Source organism: Mycoplasma zalophi, from assembly GCF_018914005.1.
Taxonomy (GTDB): Bacteria; Bacillota_I; Bacilli_A; order Mycoplasmatales; family Metamycoplasmataceae; genus Metamycoplasma; species Metamycoplasma zalophi_A.
Genome location: NZ_JAHMHI010000001.1, coordinates 224,909 through 251,237 on the forward strand (window position 1 = coordinate 224,909; position 26,329 = coordinate 251,237).

The window sequence follows — 26,329 nt, forward strand, 5'->3', positions numbered from 1 at the left end:
AGGAATTTTTTTCAAAATTAAACAAAAGTGCAAAAAAAAGTAGCCAAAGCTACTTAAAATTGATTATAATTGGAATTTTCAGTTTTTAACTTCATCCATATCTGTTCCATTTTCACGGATAAATTCTTTATGTTCAGATAATTTTTTGTTCATTTCTTCAATAAAATCATCAGCTTTTTTACCATATACTGCAGCTGCTGCGGTTTTTGAAATATTAAATCTATCCATTTGACTCATTACTCTAATATCAAAACTAGTTGTTATATCTCCATTTTCACGATACCCATGAGCAAATAAATTATGATTGTGACGACTGAAGAAAATATCTCTTAATAATCCTTCATAACCATGGAAAGCAAATACAACTGGTTTGTCTTTAGTAAAAATTTGATCAAATTCTTCATCACTTAATCCTCTTGGGTCGATGCTTGGATGTCTTAATTTTAATAAATCAACAACATTTACGTATCTTATTTTTAAGTTAGGATATTGTTTATTTAAGTATGTAATTGATGCAAGTGCTTCAATTGTTGGTTCAGTTCCACTTGATACCATTACTAAATCTACATCATTATCTTTTGAAGTTGAAGCTCAGTCAATAACTTTTAAACCTTTTTCTACTAATTCTTTTGCTTCTTCTACATTAAAGAATTGTTGTCTTGGTTGTTTAGATGCAACAATTAAGTTAATTACATTTCTTTCTTTAAATGATTTATCCATTACTGCTAATAATGAGTTAGTATCAGCTGGTAAATATTCTCTTATGTAACGAGCATCTTTATCTGCTAAGTGACCTAATATTCCTGGATCTTGGTGAGTATATCCATTGTGATCTTGTTGAAATGCTGTACTAGTTGCCATAACATTTAAAGAAGGATAATCATTTCTTCATTCTAATTTATTAGCTTGTTTAATTCATTTTTGATGTTGTGTTAACATTGAATCAACGACTCTTAAAAATGATTCATAGCTTGCAAATATTCCGTGTCTTCCAGTTAAAACATAAGACTCTAAAAATCCTTCAGCTTGGTGTTCTGATAATTGACTGTCAATAATTCTTCCTGCTGGTGACATAAATTCATCAAGATCTTTATCTATTCTTTCAAGTCATTGACGACTTGTTACTTCAAAAGTTTTTCATAATCTGTTTGATTTTGTTTCATCTGGTCCAAAAATTCTGAAATTATCAGGATTTAATTTAATAATTTCTGCAAAATATTTACCTAATTCAATCATATCTTGTGCTTGTAATTCTGATGGTTTTTCAATATTTAAAGCATATTTTGTTCAATCAGGTAAGTTTAATAATCTAGGATTAATTCCACCATTTGTAACTTTATGGGTACTCATTTTTTTATCTTTTGCAGGTGAAAGAATTTTAAATTCTTCTTTAAATTTTCCGTCTTGAGTAAATAATTCTTCTGGTTTGTATGATTTTAATCATTTTTCTAAATCTGCTAATTTTTCTAAATTATTTGCATTAACAGGAATAGGAACTTGGTGACTTCTAAAGCTTCCTTCTAATGTTTCATTATTATATGTTTTAGGACCTGTTCATCCTTTTGGTAATCTAGCAATTAAAACTGGTCATTTAGGTCTTTTTGCTTGTTCAGCTGGATATTTACGAGCTTCTTTTTGAATTGATAAAATCTTTTCGATTGCTTCATCCATTTTTTTAGCCATAATTGGATGTAATTTTAGTGAGTCATTTCCTTCGACAAAGATTGGATCTCAACCTAATCCTTCAAAATACATTTTTAGTTCTTTATCTGTTTTACGAGCTAAAATTGTTGGGTTAGAAATTTTACCTCCATTTAAATATAAAATAGGTAAAACTGCCCCATCATTTACTGGATTTATAAATGAATTAGAAAATCAAGATGCTGCTAACGGTCCTGTTTCTGCTTCACCATCTCCTATAACTGTTGCAGCAATTAAATTAGGATTATCTAAAATTGCTCCTGTTGCATGTGCTAGTGCATAACCTAGTTCTCCACCTTCATGAATTGATCCTGGTGTTTCAGGTGCTGCGTGACTTGCTGTTCCACCTGGGAATGAAAAGTTTTTAAATAAATATTTTAACCCTTCAATGTCTTGTGATGCGTTTTTGTATATTTCTGAATATGATCCATCTAAATATGAATTAGAAATCATTACTTGTCCACCATGTCCTGGTCCTTCAATGTAAAACATATCTAAATCATATTTATTAATAACTCTGTTTAAATGTGCATAAATAAAATTTTGTCCTGGTATTGTTCCCCAGTGTCCGATTGGATATACCTTAATATCTTCTGATGTTAATGGTTTTAAAAGTAATGGATTGTTTCTTAAATAAATTTGACCAACTGATAAATAATTAGCTGCTCTAAATCAAGCATCCATTTTTAAAAAATACTCTTTTGTTGAAAAGTTATCTTTGCTCATATTTCTCCTTTATTTTTTATGTTGTTATTTTGTATTTTAATTTTATATGAAAAAGCTAAATTTATAAGTTTATTTTTTTATTTTTTTTATTTGTTAAAATATTTTTATGAAAATAAACATACAAGATTTAAAAGATAAACTTAAATATTCATACAGTCCATATTCAAATTTTAAAGTTGCAGCTTTAGCAGTTGATGAAAATAATAATAAATACTATGGTGTAAATTGTGAAAATATTGCTTTTCCAAGTGGTTTATGTGCCGAAAGATCAGCTTTATTTTCAAGTGTTGTGCATGGTGCAAAAGTAGGAACATTTAAAGAAATACATATTATAAGTAGTGGTAAAGATACTATTTTTCCATGTTCAGGTTGCAGACAAGTTATGCTAGAATTTATGGAACCTGAGTCAATGGTTTATTGCTATGATAATGAAGGTAATTTGAACTTAGAAATAAGTTTAGAACAACTAAATCCATTTGGTGTTTGACCAAATACATTGGAAATAAATGAAAAGTAAGTTTTTAAAAACACTTTTAATAAGTGGAATTTTAATACCTTCAGCAATACTTACAATATCATGTTCAACAAATACGACCAACACAAAAGAAATTAAAGAATTTATTGAACAAATTGAATCAGCAATTAAAAATTCCAATGAATTTTCTTCAGAACAAAAAGAAGAATTAAATAAATTTTTAAATGAATATAAAAACAATCCAGATGAAAATGCAAAACAATTATTAGAACAAAAAACAATTAACTTTATTTTGCAAAACTTTAGTCAAACTAGACAAATCTTTTTACTTACAAGTATCTTAGTAAGATTTGCAAGCATAAAAAAAGATCCAGAATTTTTTGTTCGTCTTCAAAATGTTACAAAAAAATTTAATTCATTACAAAGTATAATTTCAATCATTAAACAACCTAAGTTAGAAATTAGTAAAGAAGATGTAAAAATATTTAACAACTTATATAAAACTGTTTTAGAAGAAGTCCAAATAAATGAATATATTTTAGATGATTCAACCATAAGTCAATTGGTATTTAAACAAAATCCTAATTTTTCATTATTTGCTTTAACAGAAAAAGAAATAAAAGAGATACAAGAAAGTGCGATATTTAATTTAGAAAACAATAATTTAAGTTTTGAAGTATCACCACAACAAATTGTTGCAAAAAGCGATAATACAATAAAAAATCAACTTTCACTAGACATTAATCTAGAACGTGACTTAGAAATTTCAAAAATAAAAGATAATATTTTAGTTTATTCTGAATTTAAAACAATAGATGATGAATTTATTGAAAACAAAAATGAAAATATTCAACTATCTCATTTTTACAATAAAGAATTTTTTGCAAATAAATTTTTAGTATATTTAAGCATTGAACCTACAATATTAACTACTTCAGAGCAATTAATTGCAGTATATAAAGTACCATTTTCTATTGAAAACAATCATATTATTAAAAAAGCTAGATATATTTTCAGCTCATTTAATTTAAAAGACCTTCAAAAAATTAATTTTGATAAAGTATTAAGAGCATTAAAAGGAATTTATTTAGAATTTCCTAAAAACATCAACAAAGATTTATTATTTGAATAAAAAAATTTAGATTTTTATTTTAAATTTACCAAAATATCTTAAATAATACATTTTTTAATTGTATATTTATCTATAGATAAAAGTAGATAAATAATTATGAAATAAGTATTTCTTTTTATAAAATTTTTAAAATTAGTAAACAAAAATATGAAACTTATAAAATAAGAGCACTGGTAGCTCTCTTCGTTTTTGTCAATTTTTGTGATAAAACATTAAAATTACAATATTTAAATAGGAGAATTAAAAAATATGAAAAAGAAAATTAAACATAAAAAACTACTTAGTTTTATATCTATCTTATCATTATCTATTATAGGTGTATCTGCTTATTTTATAGTAAATAAAGTAACTACTATTAACAATACTAAATCCCAAAATAAAGCAAATGATAACTCTAAACTAAATAATTCTAGTGACTCAAATAGTTCTATTGATAAGCCAACTGTTAACGAAAACAAAAATGAAAATGTTAATGAAAATTGATATAAACCCACCAACTATTCAAGAATAGGTTTTTGAAATATTAAAAACTATGGTTCAAAAGATAGTAATAAATTATCTTTTAAAGTTCAAGGTATTGCAGATATTTTATTTCAAACTAAAATTGATGTTGTAGCATTAACTGAGATTAATTTTCACCAAGCAGATAAGGTTAAAAGAATTGTTGAAGTATTAAATGATTTATATAAAAAACCAAATTTATTTAACTTTGCATATCAATCAGAAGATGATGCAAACCCTAAATCATCAGAAAACACAAAAGAACAAGTTGCTGTAATTTATAATACTTTAAAATACAAACCTATTGTTTTTAAAAATGGAGTAATAGGAGCAAGTTTTGGTGCTAAACAAAATGATTTAGTAGATGAAAATGGAATGAAAAGAACCTATAAAAGACCAGTTTATGCACTTTATTTAGAAGATATTAAAAATCATAAAAAATTAATAGTTTCTGCTGGACATTTTGATTCACCTGATGTAAATAAAAATTATGAATCTAGATCTAAATTTTCAGGCCAAGGAACTCAGGAAGTTTTTGAAGCATTAAATATTGATAAAGCATTTGATTATTTTCAATCTTTAGTTTCAGAACCTACTACTTTAATTTTTGGAGCTGACACCAATATTAAAACTAAAAATATGGGTTTATTTTTTGATAAAGAATTAGAAAATAGATATAAAAATTTCTATTTTAAACCACAAGGTCAATCAGGGGTTAAAGATAATTTTAAATATGAGTATTTTGAAACATCTTTAGGTAATTCTAATGAATATGTTAATAGTTATGACAAAATTTTGTTTAGAGAGGCTGATAATATTAATATTGTTGATTATCAAGAAAAAACTAAACATTTAGACAAAACTTATGCGGGATCTAACTGAAAATTTGATTTAATTAATGCTTTTAAAGAAAATTATTTAGATGCAAATAAACATCTTAAATTATATAAACAATCATATCCTAACGATAAAGATAAAATCACTAATTTAAATAACGTAAAATATGCAAAAAAAATCTCAGATCATACCTTAGTATGAGTTGATTATCATCTTAATTAAACAAGGACTTTTTCCTTGTTTTTTATTATTTTTTTTATTCAATTTTAAAGTCACAATTGTGATAATTTCACTTGTTTATTTAAATATTAAGCAACATATATTGGTTTAATATTTCATTTTAGGTAAAATGCAATTGATGTTTTGATGTTTTACTTAATTAATTTTTAGATATTTATAAAATTTAAAAATAATAAAAAATAAATTAAAAGTTTCAAAATAACAAAAGATATTATTAAATAGCAAAAATCTAAAAATTAAATTACCAAATTTTTAATTTATACAAAAATTTGTCTTTAAATTTTATAAATAATGATTATATTATTAGAATAGCGTGTAGAATACAGCCTTTATTTAGTCCACCAAAAAATATTAATTTTTAATTGTGTTTGATATTTCTATTTGAATTCTTTAAAATTTTGGTTCAGTATAAAAAAAGCATTGCATAGTTGTTAGCTGCAATGCTTGTTATGAAATTACTCTTCGTCTTTTATTTCGTAAACTGAAGCGTATTTTCTATTACGTCTTTTTTCAAATTTAACGATACCATCTACTAAAGCATATAGTGTATCATCTGATCCTTTACCAACATTTTTTCCTGGAAAAATTTTTGTTCCTCTTTGACGATAAATAATTCCTCCAGCTAATGTAAATTGTCCGTCTGCTAATTTAGCACCTAATCTTCTACCAGCGGAATCACGTCCGTTATGGGTACTACCCCCAGCTTTCGTATGTGCCATTTCTTACCCCTTAATTTCTTTAATTAATACTCTTGTATAAGGTTGACGGTGACCTAATTTACGTTTGTGTGTTGATTTTGGATTATGACGGTAAACAACGATTTTTTTTGCTTTACCTTGTTTTTCGATAACTCCTGTTACAGTAGCACCATTTACGTATGGTGTTCCTATTTTTGAATCTAAAACAACGATTTTATCAAAAGTTATTTCTTGTCCAGCTTCACCATCAATTTTTTCAATAAAAATTGTGTCGCCTGCTTTAACAAGTAGTTGTTTTCCACCAGTTTCAATAATTGCGAACATATGTCCTCCTTATTTAGTGGCTCACCCTTAAGGTGCTATGCTTAAAAACCTTTTTGGAATGGTTACAACAAGTAACATTACTATTATACAAAAAAAATACTTTTTTTCAAGAATTAATTGATATTTAAAAAATAAAAAATATTCAAATTTGTCAATATTTTTTAAATTAATTATTATATTTTATAATTTAGGTATGAAAAATTGAAAAGAAATTAAAAAATGATCAACTATATCAGTAGTTATTTCATCAACTATTGCAGTTTTATCAGCTCTAATGCTTGTTTCTTTTGTTGCTGTTATTGTTATTCTTTTAACTAAAGAAACAAATATTTTACAACCTTGATGAGAATTTTTATTATTCGCTATTGCTTCGCTAGCATTACTGATTTTTATTTTATTATTTTACATTTCACCAATGCAAACAATTAGAAAATCAGCAAGAAAAAATACCATTACAAAACTAGAGGTTAAAGCGATTAAATATCATTCTTCACGACTAAAATTTGTAAGTCCTATTTATCATCTAAAAATTAAAAAATTGTTAACAGATAATGTTTTTACAAATTAAAATTGAACAAGTGTTCAATTTTTTTATTGCTTTAATAATTTTATTTCCTTATCTGTTAATTTTCTTGATTTTCCTATTTCTAATAAAGGGTCTAATTTTAAAAAACCAAATTCAATTCTTTTTAAATATATTACTTCAAGATCAAAAAACTTCATCATTCGTTTGACTTGATGAAATAAACCATTATAAATTGTTAAATAACAACTATATTCATCTATTTTTATAAATTTATATTCTTTTATAATATCTTTTTCGTTTAATATAATTGGTTTATTATATTCAAAAACTAAATCAGGTATTTTTATATTTGTTTTTAAAAAATACTTTTTAGGTACATGATTTTTTAAACTAAGGAGTTTATGTGATAAATTTCCATCATTTGAAATAATTAATAAACCTTCAGTATCTTTATCTAACCTACCATAACTAAAAAACTTATCCCTATTTAAATTCATTAAATCAAAAATAGTTTTATGTTCATTATCATAATTTGCACAAACATATCCTTGTGGTTTATGTAACATATAATAAGAATATTGTTCATAAATTATTTGTTTATCATCAATAAAAACGAGGTCATTTTCAGTAACTTGAATTGATTTTTTTATTATTTCATTATTTACTTTAATGCGTTTTTGATTAATTAATTTTTTTATTTCTGTTCTTGAAATATTTAAAGAATCTGCAATGAATTTTTCTATTCTCATTAAATTTTAGGTCCTTTAGGAATTGATACTAATTTATGAATATTTTTGTTATGTTGGTGCTGAATTTTTTGTCTTGTTTGTTTAGAAACACTGCTTTTATCTTCATAATATAACTCAAAATCATCATAACTAAAACCCAACTCATCTTCATCACTTTGATTATCTCATAAATCTGCACTTGGTTTTTTTAAGATAATTGATTCAGGCACTTTTAATATTTTTGCCATAATATAAATATCAGATTTTTTTATATTGGCAAAAGGTAATAAATCACATCCACCATCACCAAATTTTGTAAAATAACCTAAATAAAATTCATTTAAATTATCAGTACCTAAAACTAAACTGTTTGTTTCGTGTGCTCTTGCATATAAAAAAGCCATTCGCATTCTTGCTTTTAAATTTGCAAGAACAAATGTTTTAGAAATATTTGTTGCTTTTTTATATTCTAAAAAAGTTGTAGATAAATTTGTATTATTAAATTCTACATTTAGTTTTTCAAAAACTTCTTGAGCGTATTTATTTATCTTTAAATCATTTACATCATCTTGAATAGAAATTGAATAAAGGTGTAAATTATCTTTAAATACACCATGAGCAATAAAAGCTAATGTAGCTGAATCAATTCCGCCACTTACTCCTAAAACAAGTCCAGAAGCTTTTGCTTTTTTAACTTTATTTAGTAATCAATTTTGAATATTTTCAATTAATTTGTAATATTTTTCAAGATCATATTCTTTTTTTATTTCTTCTAAATTCTTTGTTTGTATTTTCATATCTTAATAATTTTAATAAATACTGAAAAAATGCATACAAAAAACTGTTATTTTATTATAATTTATATATTAAGTTTGAAACATTTTAAGGAGAAAATATGTCAGGACATTCAAAATGAGCGACAACAAAACATCATAAAGCAGCAATGGATGCAGCTAGAAGTAAAATTTTTCAAAAATTTTCAAAAGAAATTATGGTTGCTGCATCTTTAGGTGGACCTGATCCAGACGCTAACCCCGCTCTTAGACTAGCAATAGCAAAAGCAAAAGCTCGTTCTATGCCAAAAGCAAATATTGAAAAAGCTGTACAAAAAGGTTCAGGAACCTCTAAAGAAGGAGCAGACTTTAAATCATATTTATATACAGCAACAGCTTTTGGGGGTACTAATTTTATTGTTACATGTTTAACTGATAACTTTAATCGTTTAGCTTCAAATATTCAATATTACTTCAATAAAGTTAATGGTCAAATGGGTAAAGGAACTATTCCATATACATTTGATGAACGTGGAGTATTAGCAATTAAAAAAGAAGATCTAAAAAATGATTGAGATGATGTATTAATGATTGCTATGGATAACGGTGCTGTTGATTTTAAAGAAGATGAAGAAGAATACACAATTTATTCAGAACCATCAAGCTTTACTGAACTAAAAAAAGCACTTGAAACTGAAGCTAATATAGAAAATTTTTCAATTGCTGAAATTTCTTATATACCAAATACAGAAGTTGTAATTTCAGGTGATAAAATTGAAAAATTTGAAAACTTCTTAGATCTTTTAGAAGATGATGATGATATTCAAGAAGTTTATCACAATGCAGTTTTTGATGAAGAATAAATTTTTATTAATTTTGAGTAAAAAAGCAGTATTTAAAGCTGCTTTTTTATATTTTTAATTCTACGCGCGCTAATTTTGTGAAATAAAAAACAAAAGTTCTCATTTATTAAATTCAAAAAAAGTGGAATTGTTTTTTATTTCAAAATCTCTTCAAAGCTTAAATAAGCACTTTTATTTTTTCTTGAAACAAAAGCGATATTTTTATCGAGTTTTTTTGAAATTTTATTGATAAACACGATTGTTTTTGATTGATCTTTTTTAGATAAATTTGCTAAATTTTTGCGTGCTTCTTTTCTTTCATTTTTACTCATACCATATGCGTAAAATCCGCACGCTTTTAGGCTTTTAATCTACTAGCATAGGTTATATTTTCTTAAGATCTTCAGGTATTTCATGCTGATAAAAATATCTTAAGTTTAAATAAAAATCTAAATATTTATCCTTGTATATTTCAGTTAAATATAGAGTAATAGTGTTTAATTATTCAATCAATTTGACTAACGCTAATTTTTCTTGAATACTGATTTTTTAAATTCTTATGCGTAATTATTATTTGACTTTCATTTATCTGTTGTTTTCTAAGTTTATAAATTGTTTTTGTTGAAATATTTAATGCCAGCGACAATGTTCTGACTGTTGCTTTTGGATTATTTTTTATATATTACAATTGATATCTTTTATTGATTCCATAATTACTTTTTTTCATTTCGTTAATACTTTATTAGAAGGGACTTTTGTTTTTTATTTCATATTATTAAATGACTTCAATTTGATTTAAGCAATAATTTTATAATTCAGTTGGATTGGAATTTTAATATATAAATACCTAATATATTAAAAAACACTAAATTTAGAATAAAATATCACTATTAAATGAAAAATTCATTAGATGATAGAGAAATATAATATTGATTTACAATAGTTAAAAATTCAATTTTAAATGATTTAATTAACAAATGATTACTCCATAAAGCTAATAGATAGTTTTGGGATAAAACAATAGCATATAGTTAATTTCAATAAAAAACCACAGCAAGTAGCTATGGTAATGTTATGTTTATTCGCGTATTAACTAATATCTGTTAGCTCGTTCATTTGTTCTATAATTTCACCATATGTTTCTTTTATTTGTTCAGTGATTTCTACTACTATACTTTGAAATTCTTTACCTAATAAATTTATAAAAATTTTCTGACAATTGTGACTAAAATTACAGTAATTTATGTTTGGATCATCAGATTTTATATTATTTAAATCATAGTTAAAATGAAAATTATGTATATTAGTTTTTTTAAGAAAAATTTGCACATTTTTTAAATAATCTTCATCTAAAATTCCCAATAATATAATTTTAAAGATTGAAGATTTTACTGTTTTGAAATATAAAATATCTAATTTATTTTCATCTATAGTTGTATCTTGCTGATTTTTTAATCCAACTTGAGTATTAGGTTGTGATGTTGATTGTCTACTATTTTTTTGTTTAGTTTTCTCTAAACTTTTATTTAGTATTTGAGAAAAATATGCATATATATAATTCAAGGGATGGTTGTCAACAAAATCTTCTATTATTTTTTCACCATTTGATTCATCTATTTTTTTATATATTTTATATAAAGATCTTTTTATATTTGTTTTGGTGTTTTCAATGTTAACTAATATATTGTATATAAAACCTTTTTTTAGATATAAATTAGAGTAAACATCAGGATACATAGTATATAAAATAGCTAAAAATAAAAAATTTAATTTTTGAGCTTCATCATACTCTTTGTGTTCTTTTTTTGATAGCAATTCACTTAAATAGTTTACAAAATCATTTAAAACACGTTTATTTTCGATTAACTCAATTATATTTTTTAATTTAAAATTAAAACCTAAAGTCGTATAACCCATATCTCTTAATACTAGTTTTGTTTTATCTAAAAGGTTTTCTGTTCATTTTTCATAAAGATTAAAAATTTCATCTTTTTCTTCACGCTTCATTATGTTATTTATGCGGCTAATAATTTTATCAGTATCTTCCATTGGGTTAAATGGAATACGTAAAATATAATCAAAGAATTTAGTTGTATTTTCTTTATTAAATAAATCATATTTTAATGTGAAATAAAAGTGAATTTTATCATTTTCGGGATTATATTTTTTTTTATTTACAAAAAAAAGCAATTTTTTTATATTTGCAAAAAAATCATTTATTTTTTTATTTGCATAAAAATCATTTATTTTTTTATTTAAATCCACCAATTTTTGAACAATTCTATATTCTGATTGTCTATCAATGTCTTCAAAAACAAAATGTTTATATCCTGATTTTTTAAAAATATCCAAAAGTTCTGAAATCCTATTATCAAATGGAGAATTTTCTTCAAATTCAACTTTAAATATTTTTTTAAATTTAAAATTTTTATATTTTTTGTACCTCACTATTAAATATGTATATCATGATAAAACTATTACAGATGATACCATTAAACTTATTTGTATTAACTGTGTAGCTGTTTTTGATAAAACACCTTCAATACTTATAGGTTTGAAAAAAAATCACAATGAAGTGGCAAATAAAATTGCAAAAGATATAGCAGCTACAATTAATTTTAATTCATTATGACGAAAAGAAACAAATCTCTTTTGTGTGTATCTATCTTTTGAATTTATTACAAGTTTTTGAATAATAGCATCTTCAAGTTTATAAAGTTTATTATTTTCTTCTTGATTTTCTTTATTATTTTCTTCATCTATGGTGGTTTTTTCGTTATTTTCACTTACAAATATATCATTTTTGTTAAATTCTAATAAAGATATAAATAGTTGATCTGACTCGATTTTTTTATTAAATTTTTTGGTCTTTATTATATTTTGTATTTGTTTTTTATAGTTTTTAATTTCTTTGAAAATTTCACCAATTGTATCCCAATCAATTTCCTCCTGCTCAAGTGTATTCTTCCAATCTTTTTGTTCAATAATACTCCTAATGTCTTTTGGTATTAAATTAAATAATATAGAAGGATAATAAGCAGATTCTAAGTACTGATATTTTTTATATTCACTTTTTTTTATATCTAAAATAAAATCATCAATTGCTTCTATTTCCTCTTCTATATTTTTAATTTCTTCTTTTCATTTTTCAAATAAAATATATATAAATTCTAGTTTGTCAAAAAGATCTTTTTTATTTTTTTGTAAATATGATATATATAAGTTAGCTTTTAAAAATGTTGTTTTTCCTGTTCCGTAATTACCTTGAACTAATATATTAGTTATTGAAGGATTATCTTTAATATAATTGATCGCGTCATTTTTAATTTTTGCATCATCTGTTTTTGAATCTTTATATATTTTGTAAGCTTCTAGTAAATTTTTTAAACTATGTTTAGGATCTAATGCAAATATTTCTTTTTTATTTTCCATACTTCTCCACCGTTAAGAATATTATTTTTAAAATAGAGAATCTATATCTCAAAATATATTTAATCTTATTATTTTTTCTTCTGGATCATTATCACCTTTCTTAATTTCGAATTTAAATTCTTCAAGATTGTTTTCACTTGCGATATCAAATAATGTTTCTAAATCATAATTGTAGTTTTGACTATCATTTTCGTTTTTGTCACTAGTATTATAGTCTATTAATTTTATAAGGATAGAATAATTTTTAGGTAAATACATGTATAGCAAACACAAAAAATCATTTAAAACATTTTTGTTGATTTCATCTCTAATTTCAAATTTTATATTAAATTTATTTTTGTTATAAGCATCACCTTCTACTATTTTCTTTAAAAAAAGTAAAAATTGTTTAAATTCATCTCTAGTTGTTTTTCACTCTTTAGCTTTCAAAATTTTAGAAACATCTAGTTCTAAAATGTTTTTATCAAGATTTTCTTTTTGAATTTTCATAAGAAAAGCATTAAACTTGTTTATGCTATCATTATTTTTTTCTTCCTTAAAATGTTTTATGATAACTCAGAAAAATAAGTACATAAAATAATCTTTTTCTTTTTCGGTTAATAAATTATGTTCAATGATATTATGAAATTTTTCTATTTGTAAAGAACTATTATTATGTATTTTTTTAAAATCTAAGTCATCATTTTTGCTACTATTTTTAAATTCAAATATTTGCTTTGCAATATAATCTATATCAGTATTTTCATGTTTGTTGTAATCAACATACATAAATGTAATTTTATTATTTTTTCATGAATTTATTTGTTCAATACTAGAGTTTATTACTTTAAAATAACAAAAACCTTTTTGATCTTTATTTGTTCCAAATAAAATATAGATTTCACCTTCAAATGATTCAATATTTAAATTTTCAGCAATATATTCTATTATTTCAATTTCATTATTTTTAAATTTTTGTTTATTAATATAAAATTTAAGTCAATTATAATCATTTGAAGGAAAAACAGAAAATAAATAAAAATTATTTTTATCTATAAAAAAATGTTCCAATGATAACTTTATTTTATCGATATTATCGTTATTTGTATCAAGTTTATTGATAACTACTACATCAATATTATAAATGCAGTTATTAGGTTTTACAAAACTATTTTGTTGCTGATTTTCTTTTCTGTAGGTAATTGTAACTTTATGTTGTTTACCATCTTTATTCACTAAAAACATTAAACTAGCTTCAGGGATTGATGACTTATCTTCTTTATATTTATAGAATACATTTGCTGTAAAATGATACTTTTCTAAGACATCAGTACCATCTTCATCTTTATCTTCATTATTATTCCTTTTTTTAAAATATGTGTCAAAATTGAAATATTGTTTGAATTTTTCTTCATCAAGCACCAAGTCCTTGCTTCGTTTGTTTGCTATAACAAAAAGAATATTAATTATTTCATTGACATTAATAGTGTATATAACATTTTTATAGCAAAATTCCATTGTATTTTCATTTTCCATTTATTCATTTTCCTTATTTTCTTTATTATCTTTTTCTAAAGTATTTAAAAGTAATCTTATAAACTTATAAATATTTTCATCATCATTTTCATTGAAAGTAAATGAGAATAACTGTTTTGGTGTATCTTTTTTAAATTTTTTATGAGTTATGCTAAATATCAAATGTTTCTCTTTATTATCGCCTGTTTTTGAATCTTGTTTATAGTCATCACTTATTTCTGAAATTTCTAAACTTATTTCGCTATCTGAATTCTCTTTTTTAATATTAATATTAAAATCAGAATTATTATGTTTTGATGGTTCTAATCAAAATAAATATTTAATGTTAGTATCTATTGTCAAAATAAATGAAATATTATAGTAATTATCTATATTTGATGCTAGGTTGTTGTCCTGTTTAATTGTTCAAATTAATTTATGACTATCATCTATTTTTTCTTTTGACAAATTATCTTGAAATTCATTTAAAAAATTAAAATAAATTTCATTGTATTCATTATTTTGATAATTTATTTTAGTATTTTTCTTGTTTATTATCGAAAAAAATTTATATAAAATATATAAAAACTCTTTGGTTTCAATTTTTTCAATTTGAATTATATTTTCATCATTATTTTCCTTTTTTTCATAATTATAAAAAGGTAAAAATATATATTTTATAAAGTTTTCAAAAGTTTCGTAATATTTGTCTTTTTCTTGTAATGAAAAATTTACTGAATAAAAATTATTATTTTTAGTTTCTTTTTGTTTCTTATAACCTAAAATTTTTTGAAATAATTTTTCTAACAACTGACGAGAAATAATAATTTTTTTGTCATTATTTTTATAAAAATATGCATCATTGAAAAAATCTTTTACATTTTGAAAATTATTAGCAAATATTGTAAATGAAAAGTTATTTGTAAAAAATGTTTTTCACTTTTCTTCATCATTATTTTTTAATACATTGTTAGTTTTTTCTTCCTCATGAATTTTACAAAAAACCAAAATAATGTTGAGAATTTTTAAATAATCTGAAAAAGGATTTTCATTTGTTTCAATACCCATAACCACCACTTTATTTTATTAATTAATATTATTATAATATATAAGTAAATATATAAATTTTAAAATGTGGTTTTTTATAGAAGGTATATCATATCAAAATTTAATATTATTATCTTAAACTAAGATTTTAATCTTTATTAATATCTAATGAATTTTGTTTATTTAAAACAATGTTTAAATTTAATATATAGATTTTTATTAATATCTTTAATAGTGTTAGTTTTTGTATTTTTTATCTTTAATTTCTAAGTATATTTTAATATTAATTATTTGTTTAAATTATTTTTTTACTTTTTTAATAAGTCACTATAACTATGTTGTTATACAAAAAAATAACATTTTTATAAACACGGACAATAAATATTAACATTTTTAATTAACTAACACCACAGCATATTGTTGTGGTGTTTTTCAACCTAAATTTGATTGTATTCGATCATTGTTGTATCAAAAAACATAATCATTAATTTTTTGATTTAATTCATTAAACGTGATTTTTGTATAATCTAAATCGTTTAATAATTCAGTTTTTATTATTCCAAATCAATATTCTATTTCTCTATTGTCTAATGAATTTCCAATTCTTGATAGCGGTATTTTCCCACCGAGTCTAATGATTTCAGAAATATATTCATAATTTGTATATTGGAAACCGTGATCTGAATGAATTATAAAATTGTTACAATTGTCTTTTCCAATGTCTTTAATATTTTCTAAAACTAAATTTAAATCATTTGATTTATTTAGTATATATCCTATAATTTTTTTGCTTTTATGACTAATTATTGCTGATAGATAAACATGACTACTATTTACATCTTTGGGTGCATTTATGTATGAAACATCAGTTGCATAAATATTCCTGTTATATTTGTAATTGTAATCCCTTTGAACGATATTATCAATTACACATTTTGTATCTTTAATTTCTGGTCTCTTTCGCTTTTGTCTTACTTTACATTGAAGTTTTAAATACTTTAAATATCTTCCCAATGTACGATCATTTATATATACTTTATATTTAATATAAATATATATACTAAGTTTTTTCTTCCAAATCTAGCCTTATTTACCTTAAATGCTTCAATTATAATTTTAGAATAAGGAATAACTTTTTCTTTTTTTGTGAAATTTTTGCTCTTTGAAATAGTTTGTCCACTAAGATTAAAAAATAATGCTAATTTAACTGATTTAATCTTTAGATTTGCAGCTTCTTTTTTCTTGTCTTTTTTAGGTTTTTGATTTGTTATTTCATAATATCTTTTTGCTATTTCAATTCAATCATTTCTATCAAAAATTTCTCAATCAAAATCAGGTTCTTTTTTGGTCTTCCAGAACCAGGTTTTCTATCTACACCTTTTTTGTTAACAATTTTTCTTTCATTCCTAAATTATAATATTTAATTGCTTTTTTAATTCTTGCTGATAAATTTTTTCTTTTCGCAAATTTAGTTTTTGGTGAAATTACATGCATTTTTCTTAATGCTCCAATCATTCCATTTTGTTGATAAGCATCAAATAATAAATCCCATTCATCAATATTTAAATGTCTTGATATTTCGTCTCCTTACTATACACACCTTTGAGAATACAGATTTTAAACAGTTTGTAAAAAAATTAACATTCGCGAAATGTTAATTTTTTTGTCCATCTTTATTATAAATGTTAATTTTAATTGAAAATTTTTTTATTAAGATAATTCACCACTGTTAAGTAGCAAATTAAAAATGATTAGAACTTTAATAATAAATTAAGATTCTTTTGCTTGTTAAATATATTCTATAGTAACACCATTATCAAATGCATGTTTATCTATGATTGCGCCTTTTTTTAGACTTACTTTTTTGAGATTAGTACAATTTTGAAATGCAAATTTTCTAATTTTTTCAATTTTAGGTAAATATAATTGTTCAATTGATGTAAATGCAAAAGCACTAGCACCAATGGTTTTTAATTTATCTGCTATTAATGATTTTAGTGTTTTCACTCGATAAAATGCTCCATCACCTATCTCAATAACTTCTGGTAAATTTAGTTGCTCAATTGATGTTTTAAAAAATGCTTCGCTACCGATTGTTTCTAATTTATCTACTTTATTTAAAGATTTTAGTGTTTTTACTTCCTTAAATGCTTGTGAATATATTTTAGTAACTTCTGGTAAATTTAGTTGCTCAATTGATGTACCTAAAAATGCTTCGCTACCGATTGTGTCTAATTTATCTGTCGTTAATGATTTTAGTGTTTTTACTTCCTTAAATGCTTGTGAATCTATTTTAGTAACTTCTGGTAAATTTAGTTGCTCAATTGATGTACCTAAAAATGCTTCGCTACCGATTGTTTCTAATTTATCTGTCGTTAATGATTTTAGTGTTTTTACTTCATTAAATGCTCATGAATCTATTTTAGTAACTTCTGGTAAATTTAGTTGCTCAATTGATGTAAATGCAAAAGCACCAGCACCAATGGTTTTTAATTTATCTGCCGTTAATGATTTTAATGTTTTTACTTCATTAAATGCTCAATCGCCTATCTCATCAACTACTGGTAAATTTAGTTGCTCAATTGATGTATATAAGAATGCTCAATCGCCTATTTTAGTAACTTCTGGTAAATTTAGTTGCTCAATTGATGTAAATGCAAAAGCACCAGCACCAATGGTTGTTAATTTATCTACTGTTAATGATTTTAGTGTTTTTACTTCATTAAATGCTCAATCACCTATCTCATCAACTACTGGTAAATTTAGTTGCTCAATTGATGTATGTAAAAATGCTTCGCTACCGATTGTTTCTAATTTATCTACTTTATTTAAAGATTTTAGTGTTTTTACTTCCTTAAATGCTTGTGAATCTATTTTAGTAACTTCTGGTAAATTTAGTTGCTCAATTGATGTAAATGCAAAAGCACCAGCACCAATGGTTTTTAATTTATCTGCCGTTAATGATTTTAGTGTTTTTACTTCATTAAATGCTCAATCGCCTATCTCATCAACTACTGGTAAATTTAGTTGCTCAATTGATGTATGTAAAAATGCTTCGCTACCGATTGTTTCTAATTTATCTACTTTATTTAAAGATTTTAGTGTTTTTACTTCCTTAAATGCTTGTGGATCTATTTTAGTAACTTCTGGTAAATTTAGTTGCTCAATTGATGTGCCTAAAAATGCTTCGCTACCGATTGTTTCTAATTTATCTACTTTATTTAAAGATTTTAGTGTTTTTACTTCCTTAAATGCTTGTGAATCTATTTTAGTAACTTCTGGTAAATTTAGTTGCTCAATTGATGTAAATGCAAAAGCACCAGCACCAATGGTTTTTAATTTATCTACTGTTAATGATTTTAGTGTTTTTACTTCATTAAATGCTCAATAACTTATTTCAATAACTTCTGGTAAATTTAGTTGCTCAATTGATGTACCTAAAAATGCTTCGCTACCGATTGTTTCTAATTTATCTGCCGTTAATGATTTTAGTGTTTTTACTTCATTAAATGCTCATGAATCTATTTTAGTAACTTCTGGTAAATTTAGTTGCTCAATTGATGTAAATGCAAAAGCACCAGCACCAATGGTTTTTAATTTATCTGCTTTTAATGATTTTAGTGTTTTTACTTCATTAAATGCTCAATCGCCTATCTCATCAACTACTGGTAAATTTAGTTGCTCAATTGATGTATATAAGAATGCTCAATCGCCTATTTTAGTAACTTCTGGTAAATTTAGTTGCTCAATTGATGTAAATGCAAAAGCACCAGCACCAATGGTTGTTAATTTATCTGCTTTTAATGATTTTAGTGTTTTTACTTCATTAAATGCTCAATCGCCTATCTCATCAACTACTGGTAAATTTAGTTGCTCAATTGATGTATGTAAAAATGCTTCGCTACCGATTGTTTCTAATTTATCTACTTTATTTAAAGATTTTAGTGTTTTTACTTCCTTAAATGCTTGTGAATCTATTTTAGTAACTTCTGGTAAATTTAGTTGCTCAATTGATGTAAATGCAAAAGCACCAGCACCAATGGTTTTTAATTTATCTACTGTTAATGATTTTAGTGTTTTTACTTCATTAAATGCTCATGAATCTATTTTAGTAACTTCTGGTAAATTTAGTTGCTCAATTGATGTAAATTCAAAAGCCCTATCTTCAATGGTTTCTAATTTAGGTGCTATTAATGATTTTAGTGTTTTTACTTCATTAAATGCTCATAGATCTATTTTAGTAACTTCTGGTAAATTTAGTTGCTCAATTGATGTTTTAAAAAATGTTAAAAATTCAATGGTTTTTAATTTATCTACTTTTAATGATTTTAGTGTTTTTACTTCACCAAATGCTAATCATTCTATTTTAGTAACTTCTGGTAAATTTAGTTGCTCAATTGATGTATGCACAAATGCTTCTCTACCGATTGTTTCTAATTTATCTGCTTTTAATGATTTTAGTGTTTTTACTTCATTAAATGCTCATGAATCTATTTTAGTAACTTCTGGTAAATTTAGTTGCTCAATTGATGTAAATGCAAAAGCACTATGTTCAATGGTTTTTAATTTAGGTGCTATTAATGATTTTAGTGTTTTTACTTCCTTAAATGCATTTTCACCTATCTCAGTAACTTCTGGTAAAGTTATTTCTTTATTTATGCCACTTTCATCTTTAATAGGTCCTAAAACTTTTTTTACATTATTTAAAATTATTTTTTTCTTTAACTTTGATAAATCAATACCGTCTAAAACACCATATTTTTTTAAAAATGTTAATGCTATATCCTTTTCTATTTCTATATTTGTTAAATCAATATTTAATAATGTAAAATTATTGACATCAATAGTAATATCTTCTATTTTGCTATCTTTTGTAAAATATAGATTTGCATTTTCGTTTTGTATAGTTATTTTTTTTAATTTATCAAGAACACTTTGGCTTATACATTTTATATCTTCTGAAATAACTAATTCGTCTTTGTCGTATTCAAATAGAATGCCATCTTTAAGCTTTTGACCATTTTCTTTTTCTATAGATTCTAAATATTCTGTATTTTCAAAAGCATCAAGTCCAATTTTATTTACTTTTTCAGCTGTAAATTCTTTTAATAATTTAGCATCTTTAAATGCTTCAGCACCTATTTCAGTAACTTCTGGTAAATGTACTTTTTCTAAATATTTAGCACCTAAAAAAGCTTTTTCACCTATTTTTTGAACACTTGATAAGTCAATTTCTTCAATATCGAAATTATCTTTAAATGCTTCTTTAGAAATTTCTTTTATATTTTTACTTACTAATTTTTGAATTCTTATCTTTTGTTTGTCTTCATCAGTTCAATTATGTCAAAATAATTCACCCAAAATAAGTATTTTATTTTCTTCGGTTTCTTCCATATCTATGCTATCTATAATAATAGGGTCTTTTGTTTTTTCATTACTTATTAATTTAATTAAATTAGATTCATTTTGACGACCTTCTTGTAATATCATTTCGACATCTTTATAATTTTTTAATTGTTTTTTAATAATTAATTCTTGATTTTCGGGATTTTTGAAAAATTCATCAATATCTTCGACTATATCTATGTTTAATGTAATACTTTTTTTAATTTCAGAATTCAAACCATCAAAAGAATGGGGGTATATTTTTTTTAATCCCTTTCCACTTCTTTTTATATTTAAATTTTTTATTTTTGAATCCTTAAATGCATAGTTTCCTATTTCTTCTACTTCTACCAAATCTAATTTATCTATTTCACAATTTTCAAATGCATTTTCTTTTACTTCGGTTACATTAATTGCATTTAGATGATATATCTTAGCTCCCTTAAAACAATTTTCTGGTATAACTTTTAATTCACTTATTTTCACTTCACTATTTTCATTTTCATAAATTAAAGATGTATTTTCAAATGCAGATTCACCTATTTCTTCTACTTTAATTTCAATTTTATTATTTTGTCCATTTACTTCTAAAGATTTAATATGCGAATTTTTGAATGCATTTTTTTCAATTTTTATACAATTATTATTTATTTGTTTAAAAATTAATTTTGATATTTTAGCGTCTTCAAACGCAGATTCTGCTATGCTTTCAACTTCATCAAAAGTTAATTCATCGCTAATTTCACACTTTTTAAACGCTTCTTTACCTATTTTTTTTAATTTAGGAAAATTTACAGATTTTAATTTTTTAGTATTGTAAAATGCGCATTCACCTAACTCATCTAAATGTTCCAATTTATTATCAGGAGAAATTTTCTCTAAAGAAACACAATTTTCAAATGCATTATTTTTTATTTTTTTTACTTTTGGCATTCTAACTCATTTTAATTTTTTATTACCAAAAAAAGCATATTGCTTTATTTCTTCTACATTTTCAAGCGTTGCTGTTTCGATATTTTGGCAATGTGCAAAAGTCCATTCATTAATGGTTTTTTCATTATCTAGTCATACTTTTATTATTTTTTCATTAAAACTATATTCTTCTGATTCTTTTAGTTCTTCAATATAACCATTCTTATATTCATCTTTTTCTATTTCCATTGTTTATTCCCATAAATTATTATTTGACTATATATTATATTTTACAAAATATTAATATTTAATATTAATAATACTTTATTTGCATTTATTAAATAATAATGTAATGTGCATTAACAAAAAAGACATCAAACACTTTTTTCACGCTTGATATCTTTTGTTATGTTATTTTATAATATTATATTTCATTAGGTTTGTTAATTTGCATATCCACATTATTCAAACATGTATAATAAAAAGTATTTTTAATTAGTTAATATTATAGTTTTTTTATATAAAACTATCATTTAGTTAGTTTAATTATTTAATAATTTATAGTATCAATCACTTGGTGATCTTTGTTATATATTTTTAAATGTAAATTGTTATCTTTTAAATATTTTTTTAGTGGTATTAATATATTTTCTTTTATTCTACGGGTAAGATTATAAAATTTTCAAATATTATCTTTATCTGATGTATGTCAACCATCTGCAAATGTTGCATCAATAACATAATCTTGATTTTTATATGTTATACCAATATTAACGTGAGGTAATCTTGTACTTCTATATCTATAATTACGATAATAAGTGGATTGAGCACGAATATCAATATCTTTATTATGTCCTAAAGCATTAAGACCTAGTTGTATAAAACTAGTATATCCCATACAATTAAATTGAGCTATTTTATTATTTAAGGATAATATGTGTTGTTGAGAATAAATAGGAATGAATCTTTTATATTCATCTAAATATTTATTATCGTATCCTTTAACATAATCAACTTTAACCACTAGATATTTTGCTAATGCTAAAATTTGATGTTCTAAATCTCAGTTTTTTGAAATTATTGTAGGAATTATGTTTTTAATTGTAGCTATTATTTTTTGAAATTCTTTATTAGCTATATCTTTTACTTTTTTGCGAAACTCTAAAATTTCTTCATCAATTCCATCTGTTTTATATGGTCACAAAGCGTTAGTAGCTTCTCCATAACTAAATCTTTTTGCATCTTTTTCAGCAAATAGTACTTTTTTTGTTTCAATTATTACATTATAATCATTAATTATGCTATCAGTATATCAAGTTTTTATGTCCTCATCTAAAACTCATGATGAAACATCAACACTATCATTTTGAGAAAATACAAGTCACTTGTCATTTTTAAAACTCTTAATAAAAGACGAAAAACTACTTCTTATATGTGCATAATCATTATTAATTCATTTGGAATTTTGTTTTTCTATGTATTCTTGAAGCTCTATGTTTATAGATTTAATAATTTTATTTTTATACAATAAATAATAATTTCTTAAATCTTCGTTTATTAATTTTGCATAGTTATCTTCATAGAAATTATTTATTTCGTCTATTAATTCTGCAGTTTGTTGTTTAGAGATTTCTACTTTTTTAGCAATTTCTCGATATAAATCTATTTCTTTTTTTAAAAATTCATCATCTACATCGTATATATTTACATAATCTGCATGTCTTTTTAATAGTAAATTCATTTCAGCTTCGGTAACATTATATCTTTCAAAAAATGATTTTTTAGGTTTTTTATCTTTTTTAACTATTTGTGGTGCACAACTTGCTGAAATAGAAGCAATTGAAAGTAATGATAAAGTAGGTATAAATCATAAATATTTTTTAGCGTGTTTCATAATTTATCTCCAAATGAGTAAGATAATCTAGTTAATATCATTATATCATAAAAAGAAAAAATTTATTATATAAATTTTTAATATTATATAATTTAAAAAAATATTTTAGATATTGGTATAATTATACTTATTATATTTAATAAAAAACAAGGATATTAATATGAAAAAACAATATATTAGCAAAATTGAAGGAATTTTTGATTTCTATCAAGAACTAGGTATAACACCAAGTTATCATTTAAACACAGATGGTGTTATCAATAGAACATTAATAAAATTTAAGAAAAACAATGATTCTAAAGAGTATAATCTCTTAGCTCCTAAAGTGGTAGATACCATCATTGCTGATTATTATGAAATGGAGGTCAGATAATATGACAAGAAACAACATAATAAACAAAGTAGGTAGTGATTTTTTGACTGCTAATCTTGAAACTGATGAATTTAGCTATGTTCAGGCTTTAAAGAGGCCTCCTAAACAAGACGAAGCACATTGAAAGTTAGATATAAGATTTGAAAAATCTAATGTATCTTTGCTGATTGAAACTAAAAAAACAAAAAAGAAAAATTTTTCACAAAATGAAATAGATCAATTATTATCTTATGTTAGATGAGAACGTGAATATAAGCCGAAGAATAATATTATTGCTATTCTTTATGATACAAATAGTGAAAAAATTAAAGTTTGAAAAAATGAAATTGAATTAGAAGATGAAACAACTATTAATTCAATGCAATATTATGTAGATCTATTTGAAAATCGTAAAAATGATAAGAATAATGTTATCGAAACTACAAACTCATTAAATAATAATTTGCATAAATATGGAATTCCCGAAAAGATTAGAAGTCAATTTGTAGGTTCATTACTTGTAGCTTTAAATAATGGACTTGAATATAGTCATGGACTTAAAACTAAAGAAATTATTGCAAGAATCGTTGAGATTTTAGAATCTAAAATTGATAATGATGAAAATAAGAAAGTCAAAACTGACTTATTAATTAATATTCTTAAGCAACAAGAAATAAGAGAAATGAAACCAAATGATATGATTCATTTGGTTGATAAAATCAATAGAAATTTGATTCCTTATATTGATTGCACAACATCACAAGGAGAAGATTTACTAAATTTATTCTTTACTACATTCAATAAATATGTTGGTAAAGCAGATAAGAATCAAGCTTTTACACCGACACATATTACTGATTTTATGTGTGAGATTGCTGAAGTTAATAAAGCTTCAAGAGTTTTAGATCCGACTTGTGGCTCAGGTGCTTTTTTAGTTCAAGCAATGTCTAAAATGCTTGCAAAAGCCGGTAGGGACGAAGAAGCAAAAATTAATATTAAGAAAAATCAAATATTTGGAATTGAAAAAGAAGAAAAAGCTTTTGGTTTAGCAACCACTAATATGTTAATCCATCAAGATGGTAAAACTAATGTTGTTTGAGATTCTTGTTTTGATAGAAGAGAATGAATTAAATCAAAAGATATTAATGTTGTATTAATGAACCCTCCATTTAATGGACAAAAAATGCCTAAAGATTGTCCTGTTAATTCTAAAAAAGATATGGATGCAACTAAAGGCTTTTATTTTGTCGAATATGTCGCTTCGGTTGTTGGAAAAGGAAAATTAGCAACAATTCTTCCTTTACAATGTGCTATTGGAACAGACAAAGCTGTTGCTGCATATAAAAAGAAAATGTTGAAGAACCACACATTAAAAGCTGTCTTCAGTATGAATGACGAGATTTTTCATCCTGGAGCTTCAGTCAATGCTTGTATTATGTTATTTGAATTAGGTATTTCACATGATTCAACTAAACCAACTTTCTTTGGTTATTTCAAAGATGATGGCTTTATCAAACGTAAAAACAAAGGAAGAATTGAAAAAAGAGATTGAAATTCAACAAAGAAGAAATGATTAGAACTTTATGATTATAAGAAAGAAGAAGCTGGTTATTCAGTATTAAAATGTATAACAGCTGAAGATGAGTGATTAGCTGAAGCTTATATGAAAACTGATTATTCTATATTAACTGAAGAAAATTTCATTCAGTCAATTAGAGATTTTATTGCTTTCAAAGTCAAAGGAGGGGATATTAATGAATAATAAACTCGATACTACTAATTGAAAATTTTTCAAAATTAAAGAAATTTTTCCTAAATTAGTAAAAGGAAAATGTTCAAATGCTCCAGATTTAACCAAAGGAAAAGATGTTCCATATATTGGGGCTAAAAAAACAGAAAATGGAGTGATACAATGATGTGAATATGAACGTGATTTAGTATCAGAAGCTAATTGTATCTGTTTTATATGTCAGGGTGCAGGTAGCAATGGATATTGTAATTATTTTGATATTGAAACAATTCAATCTACATCAAATACATTAGGATATAACAAAAATCTTAACGAGCATAATGGTTTGTTTATAGTAGCAGTTGCAGATTTAGAAAAACCAAAATGATCTTTCGGGAGAGGTAGATCACCAAAACTTGCTGAATCTGAAATCAAACTTCCGGCTAAAGCCGATGGAAGTATAGATTGAGATTATATGACTAATTATATTAAAGAGTTAAGAGAGAGAGAGAGAGAGAGAGTTCTGAACTTACTGAATCATTAATCAACAACAAGTTTGAGCTTGATATCAGTAAGTGAAA

Annotated in this window: 21 protein-coding genes; 8 read left to right on the forward strand and 13 right to left on the reverse strand. The window is 23.9% G+C overall.

Features of this window, described 5'->3' with window-relative positions; genetic code table 4:
* Positions 1-63 precede the first annotated feature (63 nt).
* On the reverse strand, positions 64-2,427 hold the full coding sequence (locus tag KQ877_RS00990) for a phosphoketolase family protein (RefSeq protein WP_216535767.1): 2,364 nt from the start codon (positions 2,425-2,427) through the stop codon (positions 64-66).
* A 106-nt stretch (positions 2,428-2,533) separates the two neighbouring features.
* Between KQ877_RS00990 and cdd the strand changes: the two genes are divergently transcribed.
* From cdd to KQ877_RS01005, 3 genes are all read left to right on the forward strand, one after another.
* Positions 2,534-2,944 (forward strand): cytidine deaminase, encoded by a 411-nt coding sequence (gene cdd, locus KQ877_RS00995; RefSeq protein WP_373422488.1) that lies wholly within the window; start codon positions 2,534-2,536, stop codon positions 2,942-2,944.
* Positions 2,934-4,034 (forward strand): hypothetical protein, encoded by a 1,101-nt coding sequence (locus tag KQ877_RS01000; RefSeq protein WP_216535768.1) that lies wholly within the window; start codon positions 2,934-2,936, stop codon positions 4,032-4,034. The genes cdd and KQ877_RS01000 overlap by 11 nt, the downstream gene beginning before the upstream one ends.
* 249 nt (positions 4,035-4,283) lie before the next feature.
* A complete protein-coding gene (locus KQ877_RS01005; RefSeq protein ID WP_216535769.1) occupies positions 4,284-5,594 on the forward strand; it encodes an MnuA family membrane nuclease in 1,311 nt (436 codons plus the stop codon).
* A gap of 473 nt (positions 5,595-6,067) precedes the next feature.
* On the opposite strand, the gene rpmA is transcribed toward KQ877_RS01005, so the two are convergent.
* Both rpmA and rplU read right to left on the reverse strand, forming a co-directional pair.
* Positions 6,068-6,331: a 50S ribosomal protein L27 gene (rpmA, locus tag KQ877_RS01010; protein WP_216488752.1), complete on the reverse strand. Its 264-nt coding sequence runs from the start codon at positions 6,329-6,331 to the stop codon at positions 6,068-6,070.
* A gap of 3 nt (positions 6,332-6,334) precedes the next feature.
* Positions 6,335-6,634 (reverse strand): 50S ribosomal protein L21, encoded by a 300-nt coding sequence (gene rplU, locus KQ877_RS01015; protein ID WP_216488750.1) that lies wholly within the window; start codon positions 6,632-6,634, stop codon positions 6,335-6,337.
* A gap of 193 nt (positions 6,635-6,827) precedes the next feature.
* Here rplU and KQ877_RS01020 point away from each other — a divergent pair, with 193 nt between their 5' ends.
* On the forward strand, positions 6,828-7,202 hold the full coding sequence (locus KQ877_RS01020) for a hypothetical protein (RefSeq protein ID WP_216535770.1): 375 nt from the start codon (positions 6,828-6,830) through the stop codon (positions 7,200-7,202).
* Positions 7,203-7,225: 23 nt separating this feature from the next.
* Here KQ877_RS01020 and KQ877_RS01025 read toward each other — a convergent pair whose 3' ends face one another.
* Together KQ877_RS01025 and nadE are read right to left on the reverse strand one after the other, a co-directional pair.
* On the reverse strand, positions 7,226-7,909 hold the full coding sequence (locus tag KQ877_RS01025; RefSeq protein ID WP_216535771.1) for a pseudouridine synthase: 684 nt from the start codon (positions 7,907-7,909) through the stop codon (positions 7,226-7,228).
* A complete protein-coding gene (gene nadE, locus KQ877_RS01030) occupies positions 7,909-8,685 on the reverse strand; it encodes an NAD(+) synthase (RefSeq protein WP_216535772.1) in 777 nt (258 codons plus the stop codon). Before nadE ends, KQ877_RS01025 begins: the two co-directional genes overlap by 1 nt.
* Positions 8,686-8,783: 98 nt before the next feature.
* Between nadE and KQ877_RS01035 the strand changes: the two genes are divergently transcribed.
* The gene (locus KQ877_RS01035) at positions 8,784-9,524 is read left to right on the forward strand and encodes a YebC/PmpR family DNA-binding transcriptional regulator (protein WP_216488742.1); all 741 of its coding nucleotides are present in this window, start codon (positions 8,784-8,786) and stop codon (positions 9,522-9,524) included.
* A 134-nt stretch (positions 9,525-9,658) separates the two neighbouring features.
* Here KQ877_RS01035 and KQ877_RS01040 read toward each other — a convergent pair whose 3' ends face one another.
* The 8 genes from KQ877_RS01040 to KQ877_RS01070 form a co-directional block, all read right to left on the reverse strand.
* Positions 9,659-9,835: a hypothetical protein gene (locus KQ877_RS01040; protein WP_216535773.1), complete on the reverse strand. Its 177-nt coding sequence runs from the start codon at positions 9,833-9,835 to the stop codon at positions 9,659-9,661.
* Between the two features lie 757 nt (positions 9,836-10,592).
* Positions 10,593-12,935 carry a YobI family P-loop NTPase gene (locus KQ877_RS01045; RefSeq protein WP_216535774.1) on the reverse strand — a complete coding sequence of 781 codons (2,343 nt, stop codon included), beginning with the start codon at positions 12,933-12,935 and terminating at the stop codon, positions 10,593-10,595.
* Between the two features lie 27 nt (positions 12,936-12,962).
* Positions 12,963-14,450, reverse strand: coding sequence for a hypothetical protein (locus KQ877_RS01050; RefSeq protein ID WP_216535775.1), 1,488 nt, complete (start codon positions 14,448-14,450; stop codon positions 12,963-12,965).
* On the reverse strand, positions 14,451-15,497 hold the full coding sequence (locus tag KQ877_RS01055) for a hypothetical protein (RefSeq protein WP_216535776.1): 1,047 nt from the start codon (positions 15,495-15,497) through the stop codon (positions 14,451-14,453).
* A 372-nt stretch (positions 15,498-15,869) separates the two neighbouring features.
* Positions 15,870-16,490 carry an IS3 family transposase gene (locus tag KQ877_RS03595; protein ID WP_246777993.1) on the reverse strand — a complete coding sequence of 207 codons (621 nt, stop codon included), beginning with the start codon at positions 16,488-16,490 and terminating at the stop codon, positions 15,870-15,872.
* Positions 16,491-16,847: 357 nt separating this feature from the next.
* On the reverse strand, positions 16,848-16,991 hold the full coding sequence (locus tag KQ877_RS03600) for a hypothetical protein (protein ID WP_246777994.1): 144 nt from the start codon (positions 16,989-16,991) through the stop codon (positions 16,848-16,850).
* A 273-nt stretch (positions 16,992-17,264) separates the two neighbouring features.
* Positions 17,265-22,022: a leucine-rich repeat domain-containing protein gene (locus tag KQ877_RS04110; protein WP_216535777.1), complete on the reverse strand. Its 4,758-nt coding sequence runs from the start codon at positions 22,020-22,022 to the stop codon at positions 17,265-17,267.
* A gap of 301 nt (positions 22,023-22,323) precedes the next feature.
* Positions 22,324-23,667 (reverse strand): hypothetical protein, encoded by a 1,344-nt coding sequence (locus KQ877_RS01070; RefSeq protein ID WP_216535778.1) that lies wholly within the window; start codon positions 23,665-23,667, stop codon positions 22,324-22,326.
* 160 nt (positions 23,668-23,827) lie between these two features.
* On the opposite strand from KQ877_RS01070, the gene KQ877_RS01075 reads away from it, so the two are divergent.
* The 3 genes from KQ877_RS01075 to KQ877_RS01085 are packed head-to-tail and all read left to right on the forward strand — an operon-like array spanning position 23,828 to position 26,292.
* Entirely contained in the window at positions 23,828-24,040 is a 213-nt protein-coding gene (locus KQ877_RS01075) for a hypothetical protein (protein ID WP_216535779.1), read from the forward strand.
* A gap of 1 nt (position 24,041) precedes the next feature.
* Positions 24,042-25,781 carry an HsdM family class I SAM-dependent methyltransferase gene (locus tag KQ877_RS04115; RefSeq protein WP_216535780.1) on the forward strand — a complete coding sequence of 580 codons (1,740 nt, stop codon included), beginning with the start codon at positions 24,042-24,044 and terminating at the stop codon, positions 25,779-25,781.
* Positions 25,774-26,292, forward strand: coding sequence for a restriction endonuclease subunit S (locus KQ877_RS01085; RefSeq protein WP_216535781.1), 519 nt, complete (start codon positions 25,774-25,776; stop codon positions 26,290-26,292). Before KQ877_RS04115 ends, KQ877_RS01085 begins: the two co-directional genes overlap by 8 nt.
* The last annotated feature ends 37 nt before the right edge of the window (positions 26,293-26,329 follow it).